General features: G+C 54.0%; 19 protein-coding genes. 9 read left to right on the top strand and 10 right to left on the bottom strand.

The window, feature by feature from the left end:
- The 3 genes from ACYVC2_RS14550 to ACYVC2_RS14540 all read right to left on the bottom strand — a co-directional run bounded on the left by ACYVC2_RS14550 (window position 1) and on the right by ACYVC2_RS14540 (window position 4,951).
- The gene (locus tag ACYVC2_RS14550; protein ID WP_461103175.1) at window positions 1-2,556 is read right to left on the bottom strand and encodes a GH116 family glycosyl-hydrolase; all 2,556 of its coding nucleotides are present in this window, start codon (window positions 2,554-2,556) and stop codon (window positions 1-3) included.
- Window positions 2,557-2,769: 213 nt separating this feature from the next.
- Window positions 2,770-3,984: a glycine C-acetyltransferase gene (gene kbl, locus ACYVC2_RS14545; RefSeq protein WP_461103174.1), complete on the bottom strand. Its 1,215-nt coding sequence runs from the start codon at window positions 3,982-3,984 to the stop codon at window positions 2,770-2,772.
- A gap of 4 nt (window positions 3,985-3,988) precedes the next feature.
- On the bottom strand, window positions 3,989-4,951 hold the full coding sequence (locus ACYVC2_RS14540; RefSeq protein WP_461107139.1) for an NAD-dependent epimerase/dehydratase family protein: 963 nt from the start codon (window positions 4,949-4,951) through the stop codon (window positions 3,989-3,991).
- A 212-nt stretch (window positions 4,952-5,163) separates the two neighbouring features.
- Between ACYVC2_RS14540 and ACYVC2_RS14535 the strand changes: the two genes are divergently transcribed.
- On the top strand, window positions 5,164-5,628 hold the full coding sequence (locus ACYVC2_RS14535; protein WP_461103173.1) for an Lrp/AsnC family transcriptional regulator: 465 nt from the start codon (window positions 5,164-5,166) through the stop codon (window positions 5,626-5,628).
- A 62-nt stretch (window positions 5,629-5,690) separates the two neighbouring features.
- Here the strand turns inward: ACYVC2_RS14535 and glpK are convergent, their stop codons facing one another.
- The gene (gene glpK, locus ACYVC2_RS14530; protein ID WP_461103172.1) at window positions 5,691-7,190 is read right to left on the bottom strand and encodes a glycerol kinase GlpK; all 1,500 of its coding nucleotides are present in this window, start codon (window positions 7,188-7,190) and stop codon (window positions 5,691-5,693) included.
- Window positions 7,191-7,245: 55 nt separating this feature from the next.
- Between glpK and ACYVC2_RS14525 the strand changes: the two genes are divergently transcribed.
- Both ACYVC2_RS14525 and ACYVC2_RS14520 read left to right on the top strand, forming a co-directional pair.
- On the top strand, window positions 7,246-7,485 hold the full coding sequence (locus tag ACYVC2_RS14525) for a type II toxin-antitoxin system HicB family antitoxin (protein ID WP_461103171.1): 240 nt from the start codon (window positions 7,246-7,248) through the stop codon (window positions 7,483-7,485).
- 1 nt (window position 7,486) lies between these two features.
- Window positions 7,487-7,690: a type II toxin-antitoxin system HicA family toxin gene (locus tag ACYVC2_RS14520; protein WP_461103170.1), complete on the top strand. Its 204-nt coding sequence runs from the start codon at window positions 7,487-7,489 to the stop codon at window positions 7,688-7,690.
- 6 nt (window positions 7,691-7,696) lie between these two features.
- Here ACYVC2_RS14520 and ACYVC2_RS14515 read toward each other — a convergent pair whose 3' ends face one another.
- Window positions 7,697-8,422: an MIP/aquaporin family protein gene (locus ACYVC2_RS14515; RefSeq protein ID WP_461103169.1), complete on the bottom strand. Its 726-nt coding sequence runs from the start codon at window positions 8,420-8,422 to the stop codon at window positions 7,697-7,699.
- Between the two features lie 198 nt (window positions 8,423-8,620).
- On the opposite strand from ACYVC2_RS14515, the gene ACYVC2_RS14510 reads away from it, so the two are divergent.
- Window positions 8,621-9,592, top strand: coding sequence for a zinc-dependent alcohol dehydrogenase family protein (locus ACYVC2_RS14510; RefSeq protein WP_461103168.1), 972 nt, complete (start codon window positions 8,621-8,623; stop codon window positions 9,590-9,592).
- 194 nt (window positions 9,593-9,786) lie between these two features.
- On the opposite strand, the gene ACYVC2_RS14505 is transcribed toward ACYVC2_RS14510, so the two are convergent.
- On the bottom strand, window positions 9,787-10,662 hold the full coding sequence (locus ACYVC2_RS14505; RefSeq protein WP_461103167.1) for a glycoside hydrolase family 16 protein: 876 nt from the start codon (window positions 10,660-10,662) through the stop codon (window positions 9,787-9,789).
- Window positions 10,663-10,762: 100 nt separating this feature from the next.
- Window positions 10,763-12,142, bottom strand: a complete 1,380-nt coding sequence (locus ACYVC2_RS14500; protein WP_461103166.1) for a Gfo/Idh/MocA family oxidoreductase — start codon at window positions 12,140-12,142, stop codon at window positions 10,763-10,765.
- 231 nt (window positions 12,143-12,373) lie between these two features.
- Between ACYVC2_RS14500 and ACYVC2_RS14495 the strand changes: the two genes are divergently transcribed.
- The 5 genes from ACYVC2_RS14495 to ygiD all read left to right on the top strand — a co-directional run bounded on the left by ACYVC2_RS14495 (window position 12,374) and on the right by ygiD (window position 17,342).
- On the top strand, window positions 12,374-13,183 hold the full coding sequence (locus tag ACYVC2_RS14495; RefSeq protein WP_461103165.1) for a methyltransferase domain-containing protein: 810 nt from the start codon (window positions 12,374-12,376) through the stop codon (window positions 13,181-13,183).
- Between the two features lie 130 nt (window positions 13,184-13,313).
- Window positions 13,314-15,089: a DUF885 domain-containing protein gene (locus ACYVC2_RS14490; protein ID WP_461103164.1), complete on the top strand. Its 1,776-nt coding sequence runs from the start codon at window positions 13,314-13,316 to the stop codon at window positions 15,087-15,089.
- An 80-nt stretch (window positions 15,090-15,169) separates the two neighbouring features.
- On the top strand, window positions 15,170-15,739 hold the full coding sequence (locus ACYVC2_RS14485; protein ID WP_461103163.1) for a Crp/Fnr family transcriptional regulator: 570 nt from the start codon (window positions 15,170-15,172) through the stop codon (window positions 15,737-15,739).
- 139 nt (window positions 15,740-15,878) lie between these two features.
- Window positions 15,879-16,439 carry an NAD(P)-binding domain-containing protein gene (locus tag ACYVC2_RS14480; protein ID WP_461103162.1) on the top strand — a complete coding sequence of 187 codons (561 nt, stop codon included), beginning with the start codon at window positions 15,879-15,881 and terminating at the stop codon, window positions 16,437-16,439.
- Window positions 16,440-16,508: 69 nt separating this feature from the next.
- Entirely contained in the window at window positions 16,509-17,342 is an 834-nt protein-coding gene (gene ygiD, locus ACYVC2_RS14475) for a 4,5-DOPA-extradiol-dioxygenase (protein ID WP_461103161.1), read from the top strand.
- Between the two features lie 102 nt (window positions 17,343-17,444).
- Here the strand turns inward: ygiD and ACYVC2_RS14470 are convergent, their stop codons facing one another.
- The 3 genes from ACYVC2_RS14470 to ACYVC2_RS14460 all read right to left on the bottom strand — a co-directional run bounded on the left by ACYVC2_RS14470 (window position 17,445) and on the right by ACYVC2_RS14460 (window position 19,669).
- A complete protein-coding gene (locus ACYVC2_RS14470; protein WP_461103160.1) occupies window positions 17,445-17,786 on the bottom strand; it encodes a hypothetical protein in 342 nt (113 codons plus the stop codon).
- 111 nt (window positions 17,787-17,897) lie between these two features.
- A complete protein-coding gene (locus ACYVC2_RS14465; RefSeq protein WP_461107137.1) occupies window positions 17,898-18,662 on the bottom strand; it encodes an SDR family oxidoreductase in 765 nt (254 codons plus the stop codon).
- A gap of 98 nt (window positions 18,663-18,760) precedes the next feature.
- Window positions 18,761-19,669, bottom strand: coding sequence for a helix-turn-helix domain-containing protein (locus ACYVC2_RS14460; RefSeq protein WP_461103159.1), 909 nt, complete (start codon window positions 19,667-19,669; stop codon window positions 18,761-18,763).
- Between the last annotated feature and the right edge of the window lie 40 nt (window positions 19,670-19,709).

The following is a 19,709-nucleotide window of genomic DNA, read 5'->3' as shown; positions in this document are numbered from 1 at the left end:
TCATTTCATAAGGGCTACGAACGTGTTGCCTTCAGCCATCGGTTTGGCCGTGATGCGGTGATCGCCCACAATAAGGGTTTTCAAGGGCAACTGTCCATGCAGTACAGCGAGCGTTATCTGCAACTGACCCGCCTGTTTTTTCTTGGTACAGGTTCCCCAGGCGTAGCCATTCGACCAGAAGTACGTACCTTCCTGCCGGTTGAACTGCATGGTTTGATCGACGCCCGAGTAATGAAATCCGCTCATGGCCAGCGTCGTGGCCCAGCTCACCATAGCCCGGGCGTAGTGGTGACCACATTCGGCTTCGTCGAAAGGGTTGCGTTTGCTGCCATCGAAGCGGTTACGGATATTCCGGATGCAGCGCAGCCCCGGCTCCGTCTGATTTTCGTATAGCATACCGATAGCGGCCGTGTACTCGAACCCGGTCATTACTTCCGAAAAATACGGGAAGGGCACCGTCGGACGACCTTTCGGCCAGCTGGCCATGAGCAGCGCAGCTTCGTTGCCCAGCGCGTATGAGCGCATGTTGTTGAAATGATCAGCCATCGACGCCCGGTAGTTGTATTTCAGGATCGACTGCAGGGTTTTCTGCACATGCTGCGGATTGACCAGATAACCCAGCCCGCAAACATGCGCCATAAACTGCCCCACTAGCTGATCGACCAGACAGCCTTTGGCGAGTTGGTAAGCGGGCTCCCGCTGATCCACAGTATTGAAACCCGAAAACGTTCCTTTCGCTAACAGATGCCCGGCGGGCGCGATCACCTGTTGTTCATAATATTCCCCATTGAACAGATTGGCGTCGGTCCAGGTGCTGCCTTTCTGAAAAAGCTGCTCGCAGGTCTGGCTGAAAGCGGGATCATTCAAGGCGGTAGCCATAGCCGATGCGGCCTTCAGCGCCCCCAAATACCAGAGCTGCATCTGCGGATTCGGCCCGAAATATTCAACGTCCATCGTGTTGTGCTGCGATCCTTCCATAACGCCGTCCTGGTCAGCATCCCAGCCGCCGGGAATCCAGGCAAACGCCAGCGCCCGTTTGACATGCGGCCAGTTGGTACGCAGAAAATCGGTGTCGCCGGAAAGCTGCCAGTCGCGGTAAAATTTCATGATCGTCCCCATCTGCCCATCCGCAGCCGCCACCCCACCCCCGAAGCCCCGCTGCAGCGGCAATCCGACCCGGAAGCTCATCAGCCCCGTGGTGTCGAGCGCGTAGTTGAACTCCACATCGCGCATGGTTTTGGCCAGACCACCGAACAGAAACGCGGTGGCCTGCTCATAATTCCAGACGTGGGTGCAGGAGCCGTGACAGGAGCCGACATCGTCCATGGTTCCTTCCCAGCCAAACATCCGCCCGTCCGGCGTCCGAAACACCGTTTGAGAACGCAACGTACTGATATTAAACAGACTCGCTTCCTTTACTTCGGCCGGATACGTACTCTGCAAAAGTGCGTTTACAAATTGGATCGTCTTCTGCTCCAACTGAGGCAACCGTGGTATGGTTTTTTCAGCTACGGCCCAGGCATCATCGTATTGGGTTGTGTAGTAGTTCCCCACCCGCTCCTTCGACCAGGCAAAGCGGTTGGGAAAGTGCCAGGTCAGGAAAAATGTGAACGCCTGAGTTTGCTTCGGACCGATTTTCTTCTGCACCGCCAGCGACGCCATTGGGTCTTCATCCGCCGGGCGGGATTTTTCGGTCAGTCGGCCATCGTCGCTGAAATCATCCCAGAAATCGAGCAGGGCATTTTCCCAGGCATTCGTCACCGACGATGTGCGGTAGCTGACACCCTGCGACTCGTTGGTCGTCAGCGCCACCGTTCCCCAGGCCGGATCGGCTTTGTCGACGCCATCGGAAGACAGATAAATACCCCGAACGCCATTACCCTGCCGAAACTGATTCCGATTCTTACTGGCTCCCTGCGGCTCCAGTTCGCCTTTCCAGGATTTACTAGTGCGGCTGCCATCGCGCCCCACGAAGTTGTGCATCGAGCCACAAACGGATACCGTCAGCGGCTGGCTGCTGGTATTCGTCACCTCATAGGTCAGCACGGCAATAGGGATTCCGCTAGCGTCGGCGTCGGCCGGAACAAGCGGATTGAAGCCTTTGATCCGTACGGAAACCGGCATGCCTGGATCGTCCAGACTGACCTGTCCGAATGGGTAAGCCGTTTCGAAACTGGCGCGGGCAAAGCGGGGCAGCCCGTGGTGATCGACGGGTCGGCCTTCCATATGCTGGTACTCATGCGCTTCGAGCGGACCCAGCAGGGCTTTGGTTTTCTTTCCTTCGGCCACGTGGATGGCAAAAAATGGCGCGGTATTGCCCGTCAGTACCGTGCTGTAGCCTTTGGCCGGGCGGTTCATGATTTCCCAGTCCTGCAACTGCCCTCGCCCACCAAGCGACACGGTACCGGTACCGATACCTCCCAGTGGTAAAGCAATGCGGGTAAGGTGCTGCTGGTCATAATGCTTCAGGGCGGGCCAGGACTGTGGTCGCCACACGGCGGTCTGAGCCTGAACCGTCAGCACGCTCAGGAGAAAAAACAGGACAAACGATTTCATAACAGGCAGGATTTTATGTAGCGCGGGTTTCCGCGGCTGCGGCCGACCACCCGCGCTACATAAGGCTAAATCCGGCCATTGTTAATCACTGCACTTAGCCATTATGCAAATAAAGTCAGATGCATACATATGCATCGTGAAAACCAGAAGCGCCGGAGTAGAAACCTGATAAGGCTTCCACTCCGGCGCTTTAACGAATAAGTCAGAAAATAACTACGCCTGGGCTACCGGTTCACCGGCTTTGATGACGCCAAGCTCCTGCCCCACTTTGGTGAAAGCCTCCACAGCCTGTTGCAGATGTTCGGGTTCGTGACCGGCCGAAATCTGTACCCGAATCCGGGCTTTTCCGTTCGGCACCACGGGGTAAAAGAAACCAATCACATAAATACCTTCCTGCAGCAGCCGGGCCGCAAACTCCTGCGCTAGCGGGGCCTCGTAAAGCATGATCGGCACAATCGGGTGCTCGCCCGGCAGAATATCGAATCCGGCGGCTGTCATGGCCTCCCGGAAGTAGCGGGTGTTCGCTTCGAGCTTGTCGCGCAGAGCAGTAGACCCTTTCAGAATGTCGAGTACTTTCAGCGACGCCCCAACGATCGACGGAGCCAGGGTGTTGGAAAACAGATACGGACGCGAGCGCTGGCGCAGTAAGTCAACGATTTCTTTCCGGGCCGCCGTAAAACCACCCGATGCTCCGCCAAGGGCTTTGCCATACGTACCAGTAATGATATCGATGCGCCCGAGCACGTTCCGATATTCGGGGGTACCCCGGCCGGTTTTGCCCATGAAGCCACTGGCGTGGCATTCGTCCACCATCACCATGGCGCCGTACTGATCGGCCAGGTCACAGATTTTGTCGAGCTGAGCGATTGTGCCATCCATCGAGAAAACCCCATCCGTAACGATCAGCGTCCGCCGGGCCGACGAAGCTGCTTTGAGCTGGGTTTCCAGATCGGCCATGTCGTTGTGCTTATACCGGAAGCGCCTGGCTTTGCACAACCGGATACCGTCGATGATGGACGCGTGGTTCAGTTCGTCTGAAATGATGGCGTCTTCTTCGCCCAGCAGTGGTTCGAACACCCCGCCGTTGGCATCGAACGCTGCTGCATACAGGATACAGTCTTCTGCCCCGACAAATTCGGCAGTTTTCTGTTCGAGTTCTTTGTGGATATCCTGCGTCCCGCAGATAAACCGCACCGACGACATCCCGAACCCGTGGCTGTCCAGCGTCTGGTGAGCCGCTTCAATCACCGCCGGGTGCGACGACAGGCCCAGGTAGTTGTTAGCGCAGAAATTCAGTACTTCCCGCCCGCCGTGAATGGCAATCACCGACGATTGGGGCGACACAATAATGCGCTCGGACTTATACAGACCGGCGTCTTTGATAGCATTCAGTTCCTGCTGAAGTTGTTCTTTGATCGTTCCGTACATGTGTTTAAAGGGCTGAGACGAGCGGCTGATAAGTCGCCGTCAGGTTTGTAATCATTTCGTGCGTCAGGCGGGTCAGATCGAAAGCGGGTTTCCAGCCCCAGTCCTGACGCGCCACCGAATCGTCGATGGTCCGGGGCCATGACTCGGCGATAGCCTGCCGGAAATCGGGCTTGTAATGCGTAACGAAGTTCGGGAAATAGGCCTGAATAGCCGTCGTCAGCTCAGCGGGAGTAAAACTCATTCCGGCCAGATTATACGATGTCCGTACGCTGATCTGCTCAGCCGGGGCTTCCATCAGCTCCAGTGTTGCTCGAAGGGCATCGTCCATATAGATCATGGGCAGACGGGTATCGGCAGCCAGAAAACAATCGTACGAATGCCCCTGAACGGCTTCGTGAAAAATAGCGACCGCATAGTCGGTGGTGCCGCCACCGGGCATAGACTGATAACTAATCACGCCCGGATACCGCAACGAACGCACGTCCAGCCCGTACCGCTTGTGATAATAGAGCGACCAGTTTTCGGCCGCAACCTTGCTGATGCCGTAGACGGTGGCCGGATCGAGAAACGCGGTTTGCGGAGTATCTTCCTTGGGCGCATGCTCACCGAAAGCGGCTATCGAACTGGGAATGAATAACTTCCGGATGTTGTGAAGCCGGGCTACTTCCAGCACGTTCAGCACAGTCTGCATATTCAGATTCCAGGCCCAGAGCGGATCGCTTTCGCCCTTGGCCGACAGTACAGCCGCCAGGTGGTAAATCTGCGTCACGCGGTACTTACGAACCACTTCCGTCAACAGCTCGGGCTTGGTAGCATCTAGTTGCTCAAAGATGCCTACGTCGGTCTGGGGCTTCCGCAGATCAGAGGCAATAACATTTCCGGAGCCAAACAGCTGTTGTAATTGCGGCAGCAGAGCCGTTCCGATCTGCCCATTGGCGCCAATGACTAAGACAGTTTCTCGCTTCATCATGAACCAGGAAAACAGGTTTAGAAGGGATGAGTAAAGCTGAATAAACGCTACGAACGATAACGAATATTTACGGCACAAAGTTAAATTTGGCGGCAGTAAGTTGATCGAATTGGACTAAATACAGCGAATATTGTTGCGTTGACGATTACTTATAGATAAATTTCCTGAATCATTTTTTCCTTATCAACCAGCACAGAAAATATTTCGGCATGGAACTACTGGACGATACCGACAAGAAGTTGTTACGGCTTTTACAGCACGATGCCAAGCTGACAACCAAGGAACTGGCCGCGCAACTTGGGCTTACGCTGTCGCCGGTATATGAGCGCATCAAGCGTCTGGAAGGACTCGGCTTTATTAAGCAGTACGTCGCCGTTCTGGACAAAAGCCTGCTAGGCCAGCCCATCACAACCTTTTGCCAGGTATCGATGCGCTACCACGACAAAGCGTTTATCGACAAGTTTGAGGAAGAAATCCAGAAGCTGGAAGAAGTGCAGGAGTGCTACCACATGGCGGGGCAGGTCGATTTTCTGCTTAAAATCCACGTCGGCAGCCTGAGCGAATACCACGATTTTGTCAAGTATAAACTGTCGCAGATCGAAAACATCGGCGTCCTGAACAGTACATTCGTGCTCAAGGAGATCAAGCACAATCTAGGTTACTTTATTCCCTAAACTAACCAGGACCAGTCGGGAGTGAGCGAGTTTGAATCACTCTCGACCGGTCCCGGTTGGCGCTACTCTTCCCAGCCGAAGGAGCGCTCGATGGCTTTCTGCCAACCTCGCATGAGTCGTTTGCGTTGGGCGTCGTCCATATTCGGTTCGTAGGTTCGGGCGACACCCCAGTTCTGGCGCAGGTCGTCCAGGTTCTGCCAGTAACCGACGGCTAGCCCGGCGGCGTAAGCGGCCCCCAGCGCCGTGGTTTCGGTCATCTGCGGACACACGACCGGCCCGTTTAGCACATCGGACTGAAACTGCATCAGCAACGAATTGACCACCATACCGCCATCGACACGCAATGATTTGAGCGAAACGCCAGCGTCCTGCTCCATCGCCCGCACGACATCGACAGTTTGATAAGCGGTGGCTTCCAGCACCGCCCGCGCCAGGTGACCCTTGTTCACAAAGCGCGTCAGCCCGGCAATGACCCCGCGGGCATCGGCTTTCCAGTGGGGCGCGTACAACCCCGAAAAAGCGGGCACAAAATACGCTCCGCCGTTATCCTCGACCGACCGGGCCAGGGTTTCGATGTCCGTACTTTTTTTGATGATGCCCAGATTATCCCGCAACCATTGCACCAGCGCCCCCGTAATGGCCACGCTGCCTTCGAGCGCGTAATGAACCGGCTCATTCTGAAACTGGTAGGCTACCGTCGTCAGCAGGCCACAGGTCGATGTACGGAGTTCGGTGCCGGTATTCATAAGCAGAAAGCAGCCGGTGCCGTAGGTATTTTTGGCCTGCCCCGGTTCATAGCACGTTTGCCCGACGAGGGCCGCCTGCTGATCGCCCAGAATTCCCGCCACCGGAACGCCCGGCAACACCTCCGACGAAACGGTGCCGTAGACTTGGCTGCTGGGCCGGATTTCGGGCAGCATGGCGCGCGGCACCGTAAAATCGGCCAGCAACTGATCATCCCAGTTGAGGGTCTGAAGATTCATCAACTGCGTCCGGCTGGCGTTGGTCACGTCGGTGAGGTGCAAGCCGCCCGCGGGTCCGCCGGTGAGGTTCCAGACCACAAACGTATCCATGTTGCCAAAGAGGGCTTCGCCGGTTTCGGCATCTTCGCGCAGGCCCGGTACGTTATCCAGCAGCCATTTGAGTTTCAGTCCACTGAAATAGGTGGCCAGTGGCAATCCGGTCTGTGGCCGAAAACGGTCCTGCCCGCCTTCGCTCGCAAACTGACCGACCAGCTCGGCCGTGCGCATGTCCTGCCAGACGATGGCGTTATAGTAGGGTTTGCCGGTTCGGCGGTTCCAGACCACCGTGGTTTCGCGCTGGTTGGTAATGCCGATGGCAACAATGTTATGGGCAAACAGTTTGGCTTTGATGCGCGCCAGGGCGATCACTTCGAGGGTGTTCCGCCAGATTTCGTCCGGGTCATGCTCGACCCAGCCGGGTTGCGGATAAATCTGCTTATGTTCTTTCTGAGCCAGCGAAACGATCTGTCCCTGCCGATCGAAGACAATGCAGCGTGTACTGGTCGTTCCCTGGTCAATGGCAGCTACGTAAGTGGGCATAAAATTTTTGGAAGAAAGGAGTTATATTTAGCAATACAATACGTCTGACTTACTGATGAAAACGCTCAACTATCGGCTTATTCTGACCCCGGAACCAGAAGGAGGTTATACCGTTCGCGTACCTGCCATCCGTGGGTGTGTCACTTATGGCGAAACGCTCGAAGAAGCTATTGCGATGGCCAGAGATGCCATTGAAGGATGTCTGGAAGTATTAGTCGAAGAAGGCCAACCTATTCCACCTGACGATAGCAACACGTTTGAATATTCATTAAATCTGGTTACTGAGTTAGTCTGATATGGATTTATCTCCCAAAAGATTAATTAAAATCCTGGAAGAAAATGGCTTTTACTTAAAGAGAACAGGAAAAGGTAGCCACCACATTTATTATAATCCGGATACCAAAGTGACTGTGCCGGTTCCCGTCCATAACAAGGATATGAAGAAAGGCACGTTCCTGGCCATACTTCGAGACGCTGGCATTGATAAAGAACGTTTGTAGCGTATTCTACAACGCGAACCATCGGATCAGCACCCCACCAAGGACGGCTCCGACCAGCGGACCGACTACCGGAATCCAGGCATAACTCCAATCAGATGAACCTTTATTAGGAATCGGCAGGAAGGCGTGAGCCAGCCTTGGGCTGAGATCGCGGGCGGGACTCATGGCATAGCCGGTGGTACCGCCAAGCGAGAGACCAATGCTCCAGACCAGGATACCCACCAAATATGGACCGACGCCGATGGCCAGCTCACCCAGATTTTTGGAAGAAATCCCCGCCAGGCCCAGAATGAGCACCAGTGTGGCCAGCGCTTCGCTTAGAAGATTGGCACCCGTATTCCGAATGGCAGGTCCCGTGGAAAAACAGGCTAGTTTATCGGCTGGATCAGCCGTGGCCGACCAGTGGGGTAGGTAATGCAACCAGACCAGCGTTGCTCCCAGGAAAGCGCCGATCATTTGAGCCATGATGTAAGGACCGACATGACTATAATCGCCGGTAGCCACCGCAAAAGCAACCGTTACGGCGGGATTCAGGTGGGCATCGATGCTGCCGAACGCTTTGGCGACGAAAACGCCCATGGTTACCGCAAATGCCCACCCAGCCGTAATGACAATCCAGCCCGACGACTCTCCCTTCGTTTGTTTCAACACCACATTTGCGACGACACCATTACCTAATAACAAGAGCACCGTAGTGCCGATCAATTCACCAAGAAAGGGAGACGTCTGCATGAAAAGTCAAAAGTGGTTAGTCGATAGTTGTTCATCAATAAGTAGCTTTATGAGCGGTTCTACCTATCGACTACGTCCTAGCGACTAACCACTGGTTCATGGTTTAGGAATAGTTTATGCAAATTTAATCATATTTCCAGAACATTTCCAAACTTTACCCTGAAATTCACTCTTTTACGCAGTAGAATCTCCACGAGTATGAAAAGCATTTTATTTGAACAGACTGGAAAACCAACCGAAATCCTCAAACCTGTCGATGTTCCTATGCCCGAGCCCGGCCCCAATGAAGTGCGGGTCAGGGTTATTGCCAGCCCCATCAATCCATCAGACATCATGTTCGTACAAAACCTGTATGGTATTCGGCCGCAGCTACCCTCCAGCGCGGGCTTCGAGGGCGTCGGAATTGTCGATGCCGTGGGCGAAGGGGTTCAGATGCCGACCGGTAGCCGGGTAAGTTTTACCAGCATTGGCACCTGGTCCGAATATGCCATTGCGCATCACAGAAGCCTGGTGCCGGTGCCCGATGCGATTTCCGACGACATGGCCGCGCAGTTATTCGTCAATCCGTTTACGGCTTACGCCATGGTGCAGGAGTCGGGCGTATCGGGCGACGACTGGCTGATGATTACGGCCGCTGGTTCTGCGTTTGGTAAACTGGTCATTCAGTTGTGTCAGATGCGCGGGATTAAAACCATCGGTACGGTCCGGCGCGACGACCTCAACGATGATCTGAAAGCGCTGGGTCTGACTGAGGTCGTGAATACCGAAACGGATAACCTGACTGCCCGTGTCAAACAGATTACAGGCGGCACCGGCGTTGCCTGCGTGCTCGACGCGGTGGGTGGACATACGGCCACGGAAGCCTTTAAATGCCTGCGCCGGGGTGGCACGATGCTGATCTACGGATTATTGAGCCTGCAGGACCCCAGCATCAACGCCGGTCTGATGATCTTTCGGGAACTGACCGTCAAAGGGTTCTGGCTGACCGACTGGATGCGCCGGGTCGATAGCCAGACACGGCAGGAAGTTGCTAAAAATGTGCTTGACCTACTCGCGTCGGGAACAATTCAGTTGCCTGTCGAAGCCACCTATTCGCTCGATCAGATTGTCGAAGCCGTTACGCATGCCGAGCAGCACGGACGCTGGGGTAAAATTTTACTGAAACCGTAAATTGTCAGTAAATAATGCGAACTGAGGATACTATTTTTTGTCTTTTTTTGTCATCCCGACGCAGGAGGGATCTTAAAGCATTCTTACCAGAGTATTGAGAAACGTTAAGATCCCTCCTGCGTCGGGATGACAAAAAACTTGTAATCTCTTGACAAGAAGGCAATCATCAATGGGTATCCAATGTACACCTACAACTACTTCTGATAGACCCGTACGTAATCGACCTCGAACCGACTCGGGAAAGTGGTTGCGGACGGATCGCCCCCATTGTCGCCACCGATAGCCAGATTCAGCAGCAAATAGTGGGGCTGACGAAACGGATTGCGGCCGGTCCCATCCTGATTGATGGTCTCGCTCAGCAGCACTTCATTCAACAGCTGATTGTCGACGTATAGCCGAATGGCACTTTCGTCCCAGTCCATCCGCCAGACGTGAAATTTCTTTGCCCAGTCGGCGTCACTGAACGTGTTCATCGGCTTTTTGGTGCTGCGCCATTCTGCTTTATAGCGTCGTGCGGTCGCCCAGGCTACATTCGCCAGCAGCATATCCCGGTAATATTCCATGATATCGACTTCACCGTTGGCAGGCCATTTACCCGATACACCCAAGGTCCAGAAGGCAGGCCATAGACCCGGACGGATGTCGATACGCCCGCGCATCTCAAAACGACCATACTGCCAGCTGTGTACTCCCCGCGTGTGCAGGCTGGCAGCTGTGTATTCGATAAACGCCCGGTTGGTTTTCCAGTCGGTACTGTTGGGCTGATAATTCGGATTGGCGCGGTGCTCCCGACGCCCTTCGATGACCAGCAGGCCTTTTTCGCAACGGGCATTGTCGGGCTGGTACCACTGATCTTCGTGGTTGCGAACGAACCCCCGCTCGAATTGCCAGTTTTTCGGGTCCGGTGCGCCGTCGGTGTTAAACTCGTCAGCCCAGACCAGCTTCCAGGCTGTATCGGGCTGCGCCTGCGCCGATAGCGTTATTTTACGGTCGTGCGAACCAATCTCGTTCAACGCAGTCGTTGCACCGATGATGAAAGGCATGAACAGAAGAAAAAACAGCCGGTGCATACACAGATTCGGTTGAAAAGATACCTTCCTTAACACAAGTTACCCCTAAAGCCGTCTGGTAGTGCAGACGGCTTTAGGGGTAGGTCAATGAGTCAAATAGCTATACTTTGTTTGGGTCCGGATGTTTGTAGGGATCGCGGTAGTCGCGCGCCAGCATCTTGGTCATTTCCCGGTCGCCCACGATTTCCCGCTTTTTAGGATCATATACCACAGGGCGGCCCGTCTTCATGGATAAGTTCGCCATGATGCAGCTCGCGGTTGAAATGTGTCCTTCTTCGATGTCGGCCACGGGGCGACTGTTTTTGTCGATGGCATCCAGGAAATTAAGCATGTGCAACCGGGTGGCCGGTGCTGCGTTTAGCTCAATTTTCGGGTTAGTCGGTTCGGTCAGGTCTTCGGGGTATTTTTCTTTTTCGTAGACCACGTCCAGGTGAATCTTCTTGCCTTCCTTATCATCCGGAATGAAATCGCACTGCATCGTACTGGCCCACAACGTTCCTTTTTCCCCGTAGAGCGTAAACGACCACGGATAATCCGGATTGTTGGGCGTTCCCCAGGTGCGGTGCTGCCAGACGCAGTTCAGGCCATCGTATTCGAACACAGCCGACTGTGTATCGGAGATATTAGACTTACCTTCCTTTTGCACGTAAATTCCGCCTTCGGAGCTAATGCGCTTGGGCCAGCCAAGTTTGAGCATCCAGCGCACGGTGTCGAACATGTGGATACACATATCGCCCGTAATGCCGTTGCCGTACTCCATAAACGTACGCCACCAGCGCACGTGCGGCAGCCCATCGTACTGCCGGAGCGGGGCCGGACCGGTCCACATGTTGTAATCCAGAAAATCGGGCACGGCCTGAACCGGCGGATTGCCATTGGCCCGCATGTGCAGGTAACAGCACATTTCCACGTGCGACACCTTGCCCAGCAGACCCGCATCAACGATTTCTTTCTTGGCCGTAATCAGGTGGGGCGTGCTTTTCCGCTGCGTACCAACCTGCACCACCTTGTTGTATTTCCGGGCAGCCGCCACCATCGCTTCCCCTTCCATTACGTCGACGCTGATTGGCTTCTGCACGTACACGTGCGAGCCCGCTTTTACCGCGTCGATCATCTGGAGTGCATGCCAGTGATCGGGGGTGCCGATCAGCACAATATCCATTTCGTTCTCCTTGAGCATCTTCTGATAATCGCCGTATAACTTGGGCGTTTTACCGGATTTCTGCCGCTGACTGACGAGCTTGGCCGCAGCGTCGAGCATGTTTTTATCGACGTCGCAGAGGGCTACTACCTCCACGGGTGCCACCTGAATCAGGCGAAGCAAATCACTTTTGCCGTACCAGCCCGTACCGATCAACCCAACGCGCATGGTTTTGGTCGGATTGATCAGGTCTAAGCCTCGCTCGCCAAAGGTCGAAAGCGCCAGGGCAGCAGAAGACCCTTTAAGAAAATGACGGCGGTTAATATTGAACGTATGCATGCACGTAGAGGGTTCGGATGGCAAATGCCGGTTTATAGTTGAGATCGGGATGGTCATCAGCGGTCTACCGATGAAATCCTTGAAAGAAAGGCCGATGCACGACGTACATACTGCTATGGAGCCGTTAAAATATTCAGCCAGACGGCTCTTCGGATTTCGGAAATTCCGGGGAAGTTAGCGCTGAATCTGTCTGAATAAATCCGTACTTGCATAGCCATAACCCATCTGCCGATGTCTACTCCAATAGCTTCTGAACGAGCTACGATGCCTGCCGCTCATAATCCGGTTCTGGAACGACGAACCGTTGAGAAGGATAACCGAAATCTGTTGAAATACCTGCAACCGGGCCTCCACGTACTCGACGTGGGCTGTGGCTCAGGAGCCATTACCCGGAGCATTGCCGAAAAGACAGGACCCACCGGTCGGGTGCTGGGCATCGATCCGAACGAAGGTCTGATCGAACAGGCGCGGCAGAACGCGGGTCATCTGGCCAGCCTTTCCTTCGCGCAGGCGGATGTGTATACGTTCGATACGACCGAGCGCTTCGACCTGGTGACCTGCGCCCGAACCCTGCAATGGCTGGCCCGCCCCCAGGAGGCACTGGCCAACATGAAGCGGTTTGTAAAGCCCGGCGGCTATCTGGCCATCCTCGATTTCAACCACGAGAAACTTTCCTGGACCCCCGAACCGCCCGCGGCCATGCGGTTATTTTATAACGCTTTTCTGCAATGGCGGCAGGATGCGGGCTTCGACAACGCCATCGCCAACCACCTGAGCGTGCTGATGCAACAGATTGGTTTTGCCAACGTCCTGAGCGAAGCGCAGCACGAAGTATCGGTACGGACCGACCCGGACTTCCCGGTCCGTAGTCGCCTGTGGGCCGAAGTCGCCGAGTTGCGGGGCCCTCAGTTAGTACAGGCTGGCTATCTTACCGAAGACCAGCGGCTCCAGGCCATTGCCGATTATGACGACTGGATTGCTACGGTAGGCGAATCGATGTCGGTTTATCTGCTGGCCGTCGAAGCCCGGCAGGTTCATTAGTTCACTGTTTTTGCGACTAATCGCTACGCGTACCACGGTTTCTGATAGCGCGTCTTACAACCGTGGCACGCATAGCGGATAGAAGAAAAAAGAATCGTTTACATTACTTATTCACAACGCCTAACTACCCATGAAAAAAAGCCTGCTGGTTGCCCTGATTATGGCCACACTCATCAATTGTCAATCGAACAAAGAGGAACAGAAGACGTCATCTGCTGACTTTGCCAGCGTACTGGATGATTATTACGAACAACGCTTGAAGCTGTTTCCGGCTGAGGCAACCCTGCAGGGCGATAACCGCTATAACGACCAGTTTCCGAACGACATTTCGCAGGCGTTTCTGGCTCAGACGAAGTCATTCTACACCAGTACGCTGGAAAAACTGAACGCCTTTGACCGGGAGAAACTCTCCGAAGAAGACAAGATCTCGTACGATATCCTAAAGCGCGAAATGGAGCTTCAGCTCGAGCAGTATCCGTTTCATCAGGAAGAAATGCCGTTCAATCAGTTCACGGGCAATACCCTGGGCTTTGGTCAGTTTGGGAGTGGCGAAGGCGCTCAGCCGTTCAAAACAGTCAAGGATTATGACAACTGGCTGAAGCGGGTTACGGCGTTTACCGTCTGGGGCGACACCGCCATCGTCGCCTTTCGGCGGGGCATGACCACCGGTCGCGTTCTGCCCAAAAGCCTGGTGGTAAAAATGATTCCCCAGATGACGGACCTGGTCGTGAGCGACCCAACGAAAAGCCTCTTTTACGGGCCAATCAAAAAGCTCCCGGCCTCGTTCAGTGCGGCCGACAAAGAGCGGCTGACAACCGCCTATCGGAAAGCCATTACCGAACAGATTGTACCGACGTACCGGAAACTGGGAGCGTTTCTGAAAGACGAATACCTGCCTAAAGCCCGCACGACCTCGGGCATCGATGCCATTCCGCAGGGAGCCGATCTGTACAAATACCTGGTCAAAACATGGACCACGACCAACGACACGCCTGAAGCCATCCATCAGATCGGCCTGAAGGAAGTGGCCCGGATTCGGGGTGAAATGGAGAAGGTGAAAGCGCAGGTAGGTTTTAAAGGAAGTCTGAGCGCGTTTTTCGACCACCTCAAAACGGATAAAACGTTTTATCCATATAAACAGCCGAAGGATGTGCTGAATGCGTTCCATGGCATTCTGGCGAAGATCGAACCGCACCTGAAGACTTATTTTACGAATACCCCAAAGGCTAAATTTGAGATTCGGCAGACCGAAAAATTCCGTGAGGCCTCGGCCAGTGCAGAGTACAATCAGGCCTCGGCCGATGGGAGCCGGCCGGGGATTTTCTACGTGCCCATTCCCGACGCTACCCAATTCAACATTACATCGGGTATGGAATCGCTGTTTCTGCACGAAGCCATTCCGGGTCACCATTATCAGGTGTCGCTGCAGCAGGAAAACACCAGCCTGCCCAAATTCCGGCGTTTTGCCTGGTATGGAGCTTATGGAGAAGGCTGGGCTCTATACTGCGAATCGCTCGGGAAAGAGCTGGGCTTATACACCGACCCGTATCAGTACATGGGTGCGCTGGGCGACGAGATGCACCGGGCCATTCGGCTGGTGGTCGATACGGGTATCCATACCCAGCACATGACCCGCGAAGCCGCCATCAAGTACATGATGGAAAACGAACCCATTTCTGAGCAGGGTGCTACGGCCGAAATCGAACGGTATATGGCCGTTCCGGGGCAGGCCCTGTCGTACAAAATCGGTGCGTTGAAAATCCGGGAACTGCGCTCGAAATACGAAAAAGAACTCGGTTCTAAATTTAGTCTGGCAGCTTTCCACGATGAGTTCCTGAAAGATGGCTGCATGCCGCTGGACGTACTGGAACGGAAAATGGACGCCTGGGCCGCCCGACAGAAATAACTCTGTTTTCTGACAGGATGGACAGGATTCATCTACCAACCTAAATCCTGTCCATCCTGTCGGAAAAACTAACCAACACCATGTACGACCGACTTCAGCATCATATTTCCCGACTGGTTACGCTCACGGAGGAGGAGTTTGGGCTGTTGAAGACGATGTTTATCCCCAAAAAACTCCGTCGGAAACAGTACATCCTGCAGGAGGGCGACGTCTGTAAATACGTTATTTTCGTCGATAAAGGCATGCTGCGTTCATACACGGTCGATACGAAGGGGGCAGAGCATATCGTACAATTTGCGCCGGAAGGCTGGTGGATCAGCGATATGTATAGCTACCTGACGGGTGAACCATCTGAATACAACATCGATGCGCTGGAAGACGCCGAACTGCTCCTGCTGGAACAGACCAACATGGAGCGGATGCTTTCCAGCATCCCGAAAATGGAACGCTTTTTTCGGATTACGCTCCAAAACAATTACATAGCTACCCACCGCCGGATTGTGACTACGCTGAGCCAGTCGGCAGAAGAAAAGTACGATGAATTCGTGGCGCGTTACCCGGACATTGTGCAGCGTGTTCCCCAGCACATGATCGCTTCCTACCTGGGCATTACCCCCGCCTTTCTGAGCCGGATTCGCGGCCGCAAATAGGTATTGCGGACGGGCTGGCGTACTGTGATACCGTTGTACTAGTACAAGGTTTTTTCTTGGCTTAAGCCATCGTTTCTCCCTCCCTGGTGGTGGTAATTTTGCCCTGTCGACGCAATCATTCGGCAAACAAAACCATCCTATGAAGCCAACCCTCGCTATCCTTGGCATGAGCCCGGCGGGTTCAGACCTGGCCATTCGTCTGACGAGTCAACCGTACCGGCTTCTTCTGTTCGATCAGGATATACAACGGGCACAGGCACTGGCCGCTCAGCTTTCAGGCACCAATCCGCTGGCTGATCTGGAAGCGATCGACTGCCAGGTGAATGCTTCGTGGGAGGCCGATATCATTGTGCTGGCCGTTTCAGAACCAGCCCGAAAACAACTGATCGACCGAATACGAGAGGTGGCAACCTGTAAAATCGTTGTTAGCCTTACCTGGGCATCCGTCGGTCCAACAGCGGCTGATTCGGGTTTCATATCGACGATTGTCAGCGAAGAACTACAGCAGTGTCTACCCAATTCCAAAGTAGTTACGGTGGTTAGCGCCAGCCAGTCAGCCGCTGATGAAAAACCGGCCGACGCCTTACTGATCGGCGCAGATGCCGGAGCCCTCACGACGGTTTCGGCGCTGGTTCAGGCGGCAGGATGGGCGCCCGTCATTATCGAAGATTGGTCAGCAACGAACCAAACTGCCGACTGACTCAGATACAATAAGCTGGTTATGAAGCGGAAGCAATTTATAAATACTCTGTTAACAGGCGCAATTACAATGAATAGCTTAGCAGATTTCAAACGATTTACCAACGACCTGACCGAGCAGGGCCCGCTGATGCCCGTGCTGTTCGTCGGTCACGGATCGCCCATGAACGGGATTGAGGACAATGAATTCAGTCGTCGCTGGAAGCAGATGGCACAGGAAATTCCAACGCCCACGGCGGTGCTGGTCATTTCGGCGCACTGGTTCACGCGGGGCACGAAAATTACGGCCATGGATTTTCCGGAAACCATTCATGATTTTGGTGGCTTCCCGCGGGCCTTGTTCGAGGTGCAGTATCCGGCACCCGGCAACCCGGCCCTGGCCAAAGAAACCGCGTCGCTGCTTCACTCGGCCCATGTCGAATTGAACCACGACTGGGGCCTGGATCACGGTACCTGGACCATCGTCAGGCACATGTACCCCGAAGCCACTATTCCGGTTCTGCAACTGAGCATCGATTATACCAAAGGACCGCAGTACCACTACGATCTGGCCCACGAATTATACGCCCTGCGTCGGAAAGGAGTCCTGATCATCGGCAGCGGCAACATGGTCCACAACCTGCGGATGGTAGCCTGGGACAAAATGGATGTGCCTGATTTTGGGTACGACTGGACGCATGCGCTGAACGACCGCTTCAAGCAACTGATCAGCGATGGCGACACCAAACCGCTGATTCATTACGACCTGCTGGGTCGGGATGCTGCGCTGGCCATTCCGACACCGGAGCATTACCTGCCGCTCTTGTATTCACTGGGTCTCAAAGGCAGCACCGATGCGGTATCCTTCTTCAACGACCGCGCCGTTGCGGGTTCACTGACCATGACCTCGGTGAAATTGGGGTAAGGGCAGAGGGGAAAGGGGGTAGGGGTAAGGGGGAAAGGGTTAAAAATAGTATTTGCATTACCCTCTGCCCCCTGCCCTTACCCCTACCCCCTTTCCCCTCCCCTATTTTCCCAGTGGGTGACCGAGGCAAATGAGTACTAGGGGAATCAACAGAAACGGAATTTCAGTCAGAGCCATTCTAAAATTACCGGCTTGCAGGGCCAGCGCCATAATCAATAGAATAATGACTGCATTGATAAGATTGCCCGCAAAAAACGTGGCCGGAAACAGGACCATAACGCCAACCGCCAGGGTCAGGAAACTCATCACGTAGACCACCGGTTTGCTGATACCCAGATCCGCAAACATAGCCGTTTCGGCTGGTTTCATCGAGATGCCCGCCCACCCGTGCCGGATGCTCAGAAAGACGGTGATCAACAGCAGCATGCTACTTATAATTTTCATGATGAACGGTTTCGATCTGGTTTTCAAATTAATGTGACAACTGAGCGGTCATTTGCAGTACGGACGTCGGGTGAAACGTAACGGTATCAGACCCGACCGTCCCGGTCGGTACTACAGGCTTTGTCCACCGGATACTTCGATCCGCTGCGCATTGATCCAGCGGGCCTCTTCGGTACACAGGAATGCCACGACGCCACCAATGTCGTCGGGCAGACCGACCCGGCCCAGCGCTGTGAGGCTGGCAATGTGCTTGTTGACCTGCTCATTGTCGCGGGTCATACCACCCCCGAAGTCGGTTTCAATGGCTCCCGGCGCTACCGTGTTTACGGCGATACCCCGTGCGCCAAGCTCTTTGGCCAGGTAGCGGGTCAACACTTCGATGGCCCCTTTCATCGATGCATAGGCCGAATACCCTGCTAAGCTGAACCGAGCCAGTCCCGTCGACAGGTTGATGATCCGGCCACCGTCGTTGATGAACGGCAGTGCTTTCTGAATCAGAAAGTAAACCCCTTTGACGTGAATATTCATCAGTTGATCGAAGTCGGCTTCGCTGGTTTCAGCAAAGGGCTTATAGACACCAATACCGGCATTATTGATCAAAAAGTCGAAATGATCGGTGTGGAAGGTATCCTTCAGCACCACGGTTAACTGCTGAAAAAAAGCATCGAAGCCGCTCACCTCACCTGTGTTGAGTTGTAGGGTCGCGGCTTGCCGACCCATTTGCTGAATCTGATCGACAACCGCATCGGCAGCCGCTTTTTCCTGGTTGTACGTCAGAATGACGTCGATACCTTTTTTGGCCAGACTAAGGGCCATGTTTTTACCTAATCCGCGGCTTCCGCCAGTTATCAAGGCAATTTTACTGTTCTGTTCCATCATTTTGTCCAAAATTTGATGAGACAAAATTGATACGAAACGGCCACGGTCTGTTTGCAAACATCAATCCGAAGTTTGCAAAATTCAAATCTGAGGCTTTACACCCGGAAAGTGACCGGAGCCATGGACGTCTGTTTCCTGAAAAAGTTAGAGAAATGAGCCACTTCTTCGAAGCCCAGCGAGTAAGCAATTTCGGAAATAGTCCAGTCGGTTTGCTTCAGCAGGATTTTGGCTTCCTGAACGATGCGGCTGCTGATCAGGTCGGTCGTGGTTTTCCCGGTATTTTCTTTCAGCACCTTATTCAGGTGGTTGACGTGAACCGACAGTCGGTCGGCGTAATCTTTAGCCGTTCGCAGTGAAAGCTTTTGATGCGGAGATTCGATCGGAAACTGGCGTTCCAGCAACTCGATAAACAGCGAAGAAACCCGCGCCGAAGCCGTATGGCTAGGATACAGGACCGAAGCGGGCTGCAATTTCTGTCCGTAATGGATCAGTTCGAGGACATAGTTACGGAGCAGATCATACTTGTAGACATAGTCCGACGATAGCTCCTTGTGCATCTTACGGAAGATGTATGTCAGGTCGTCGGCTTCGTCGTCGGCCAGTTGAAAAACCGGATAACCACCTGGTTTAAAAATCGGTAGCTCATCCAGCACGACGCCACTTTTGTTCTGAATCAGGAAATCGGCTGTAAAGATGCAGAAGTAGCCGAACTGGTTGTCGTCCTGGGGAAGCCAGTGATACGGAATCTTGGGCGTGGCAAACAAAAGCGCATTTTTCTCGATGTCGATCACCTTGTCGGCGTATTCGGCCTTGTTGCGACCGCTGATCAGGCTAATCTTGTAATAGGCCCGCCGGTTGTACGGCATCACGAGGGGATTCTTGCTGATCCTGGCGTGTAGCTCGTCGATTTTAAATACGTTGAAATGACCGATCTCCTTGTTGATCCCCTCCGGGATCAGGGCGGCCGTCTCTTTATAAAACCCTTCCAGTGTAGTCGTTTCCATCCCGCATCTGATTTGCAAAAATCAAATATAGGTGTTTTTG

It is taken from the genome of Spirosoma koreense, assembly GCF_054777875.1.
The sequence above is the reverse complement of the archived record's forward strand: the minus strand, read 5'-3'. Positions and strand labels throughout refer to the sequence as shown.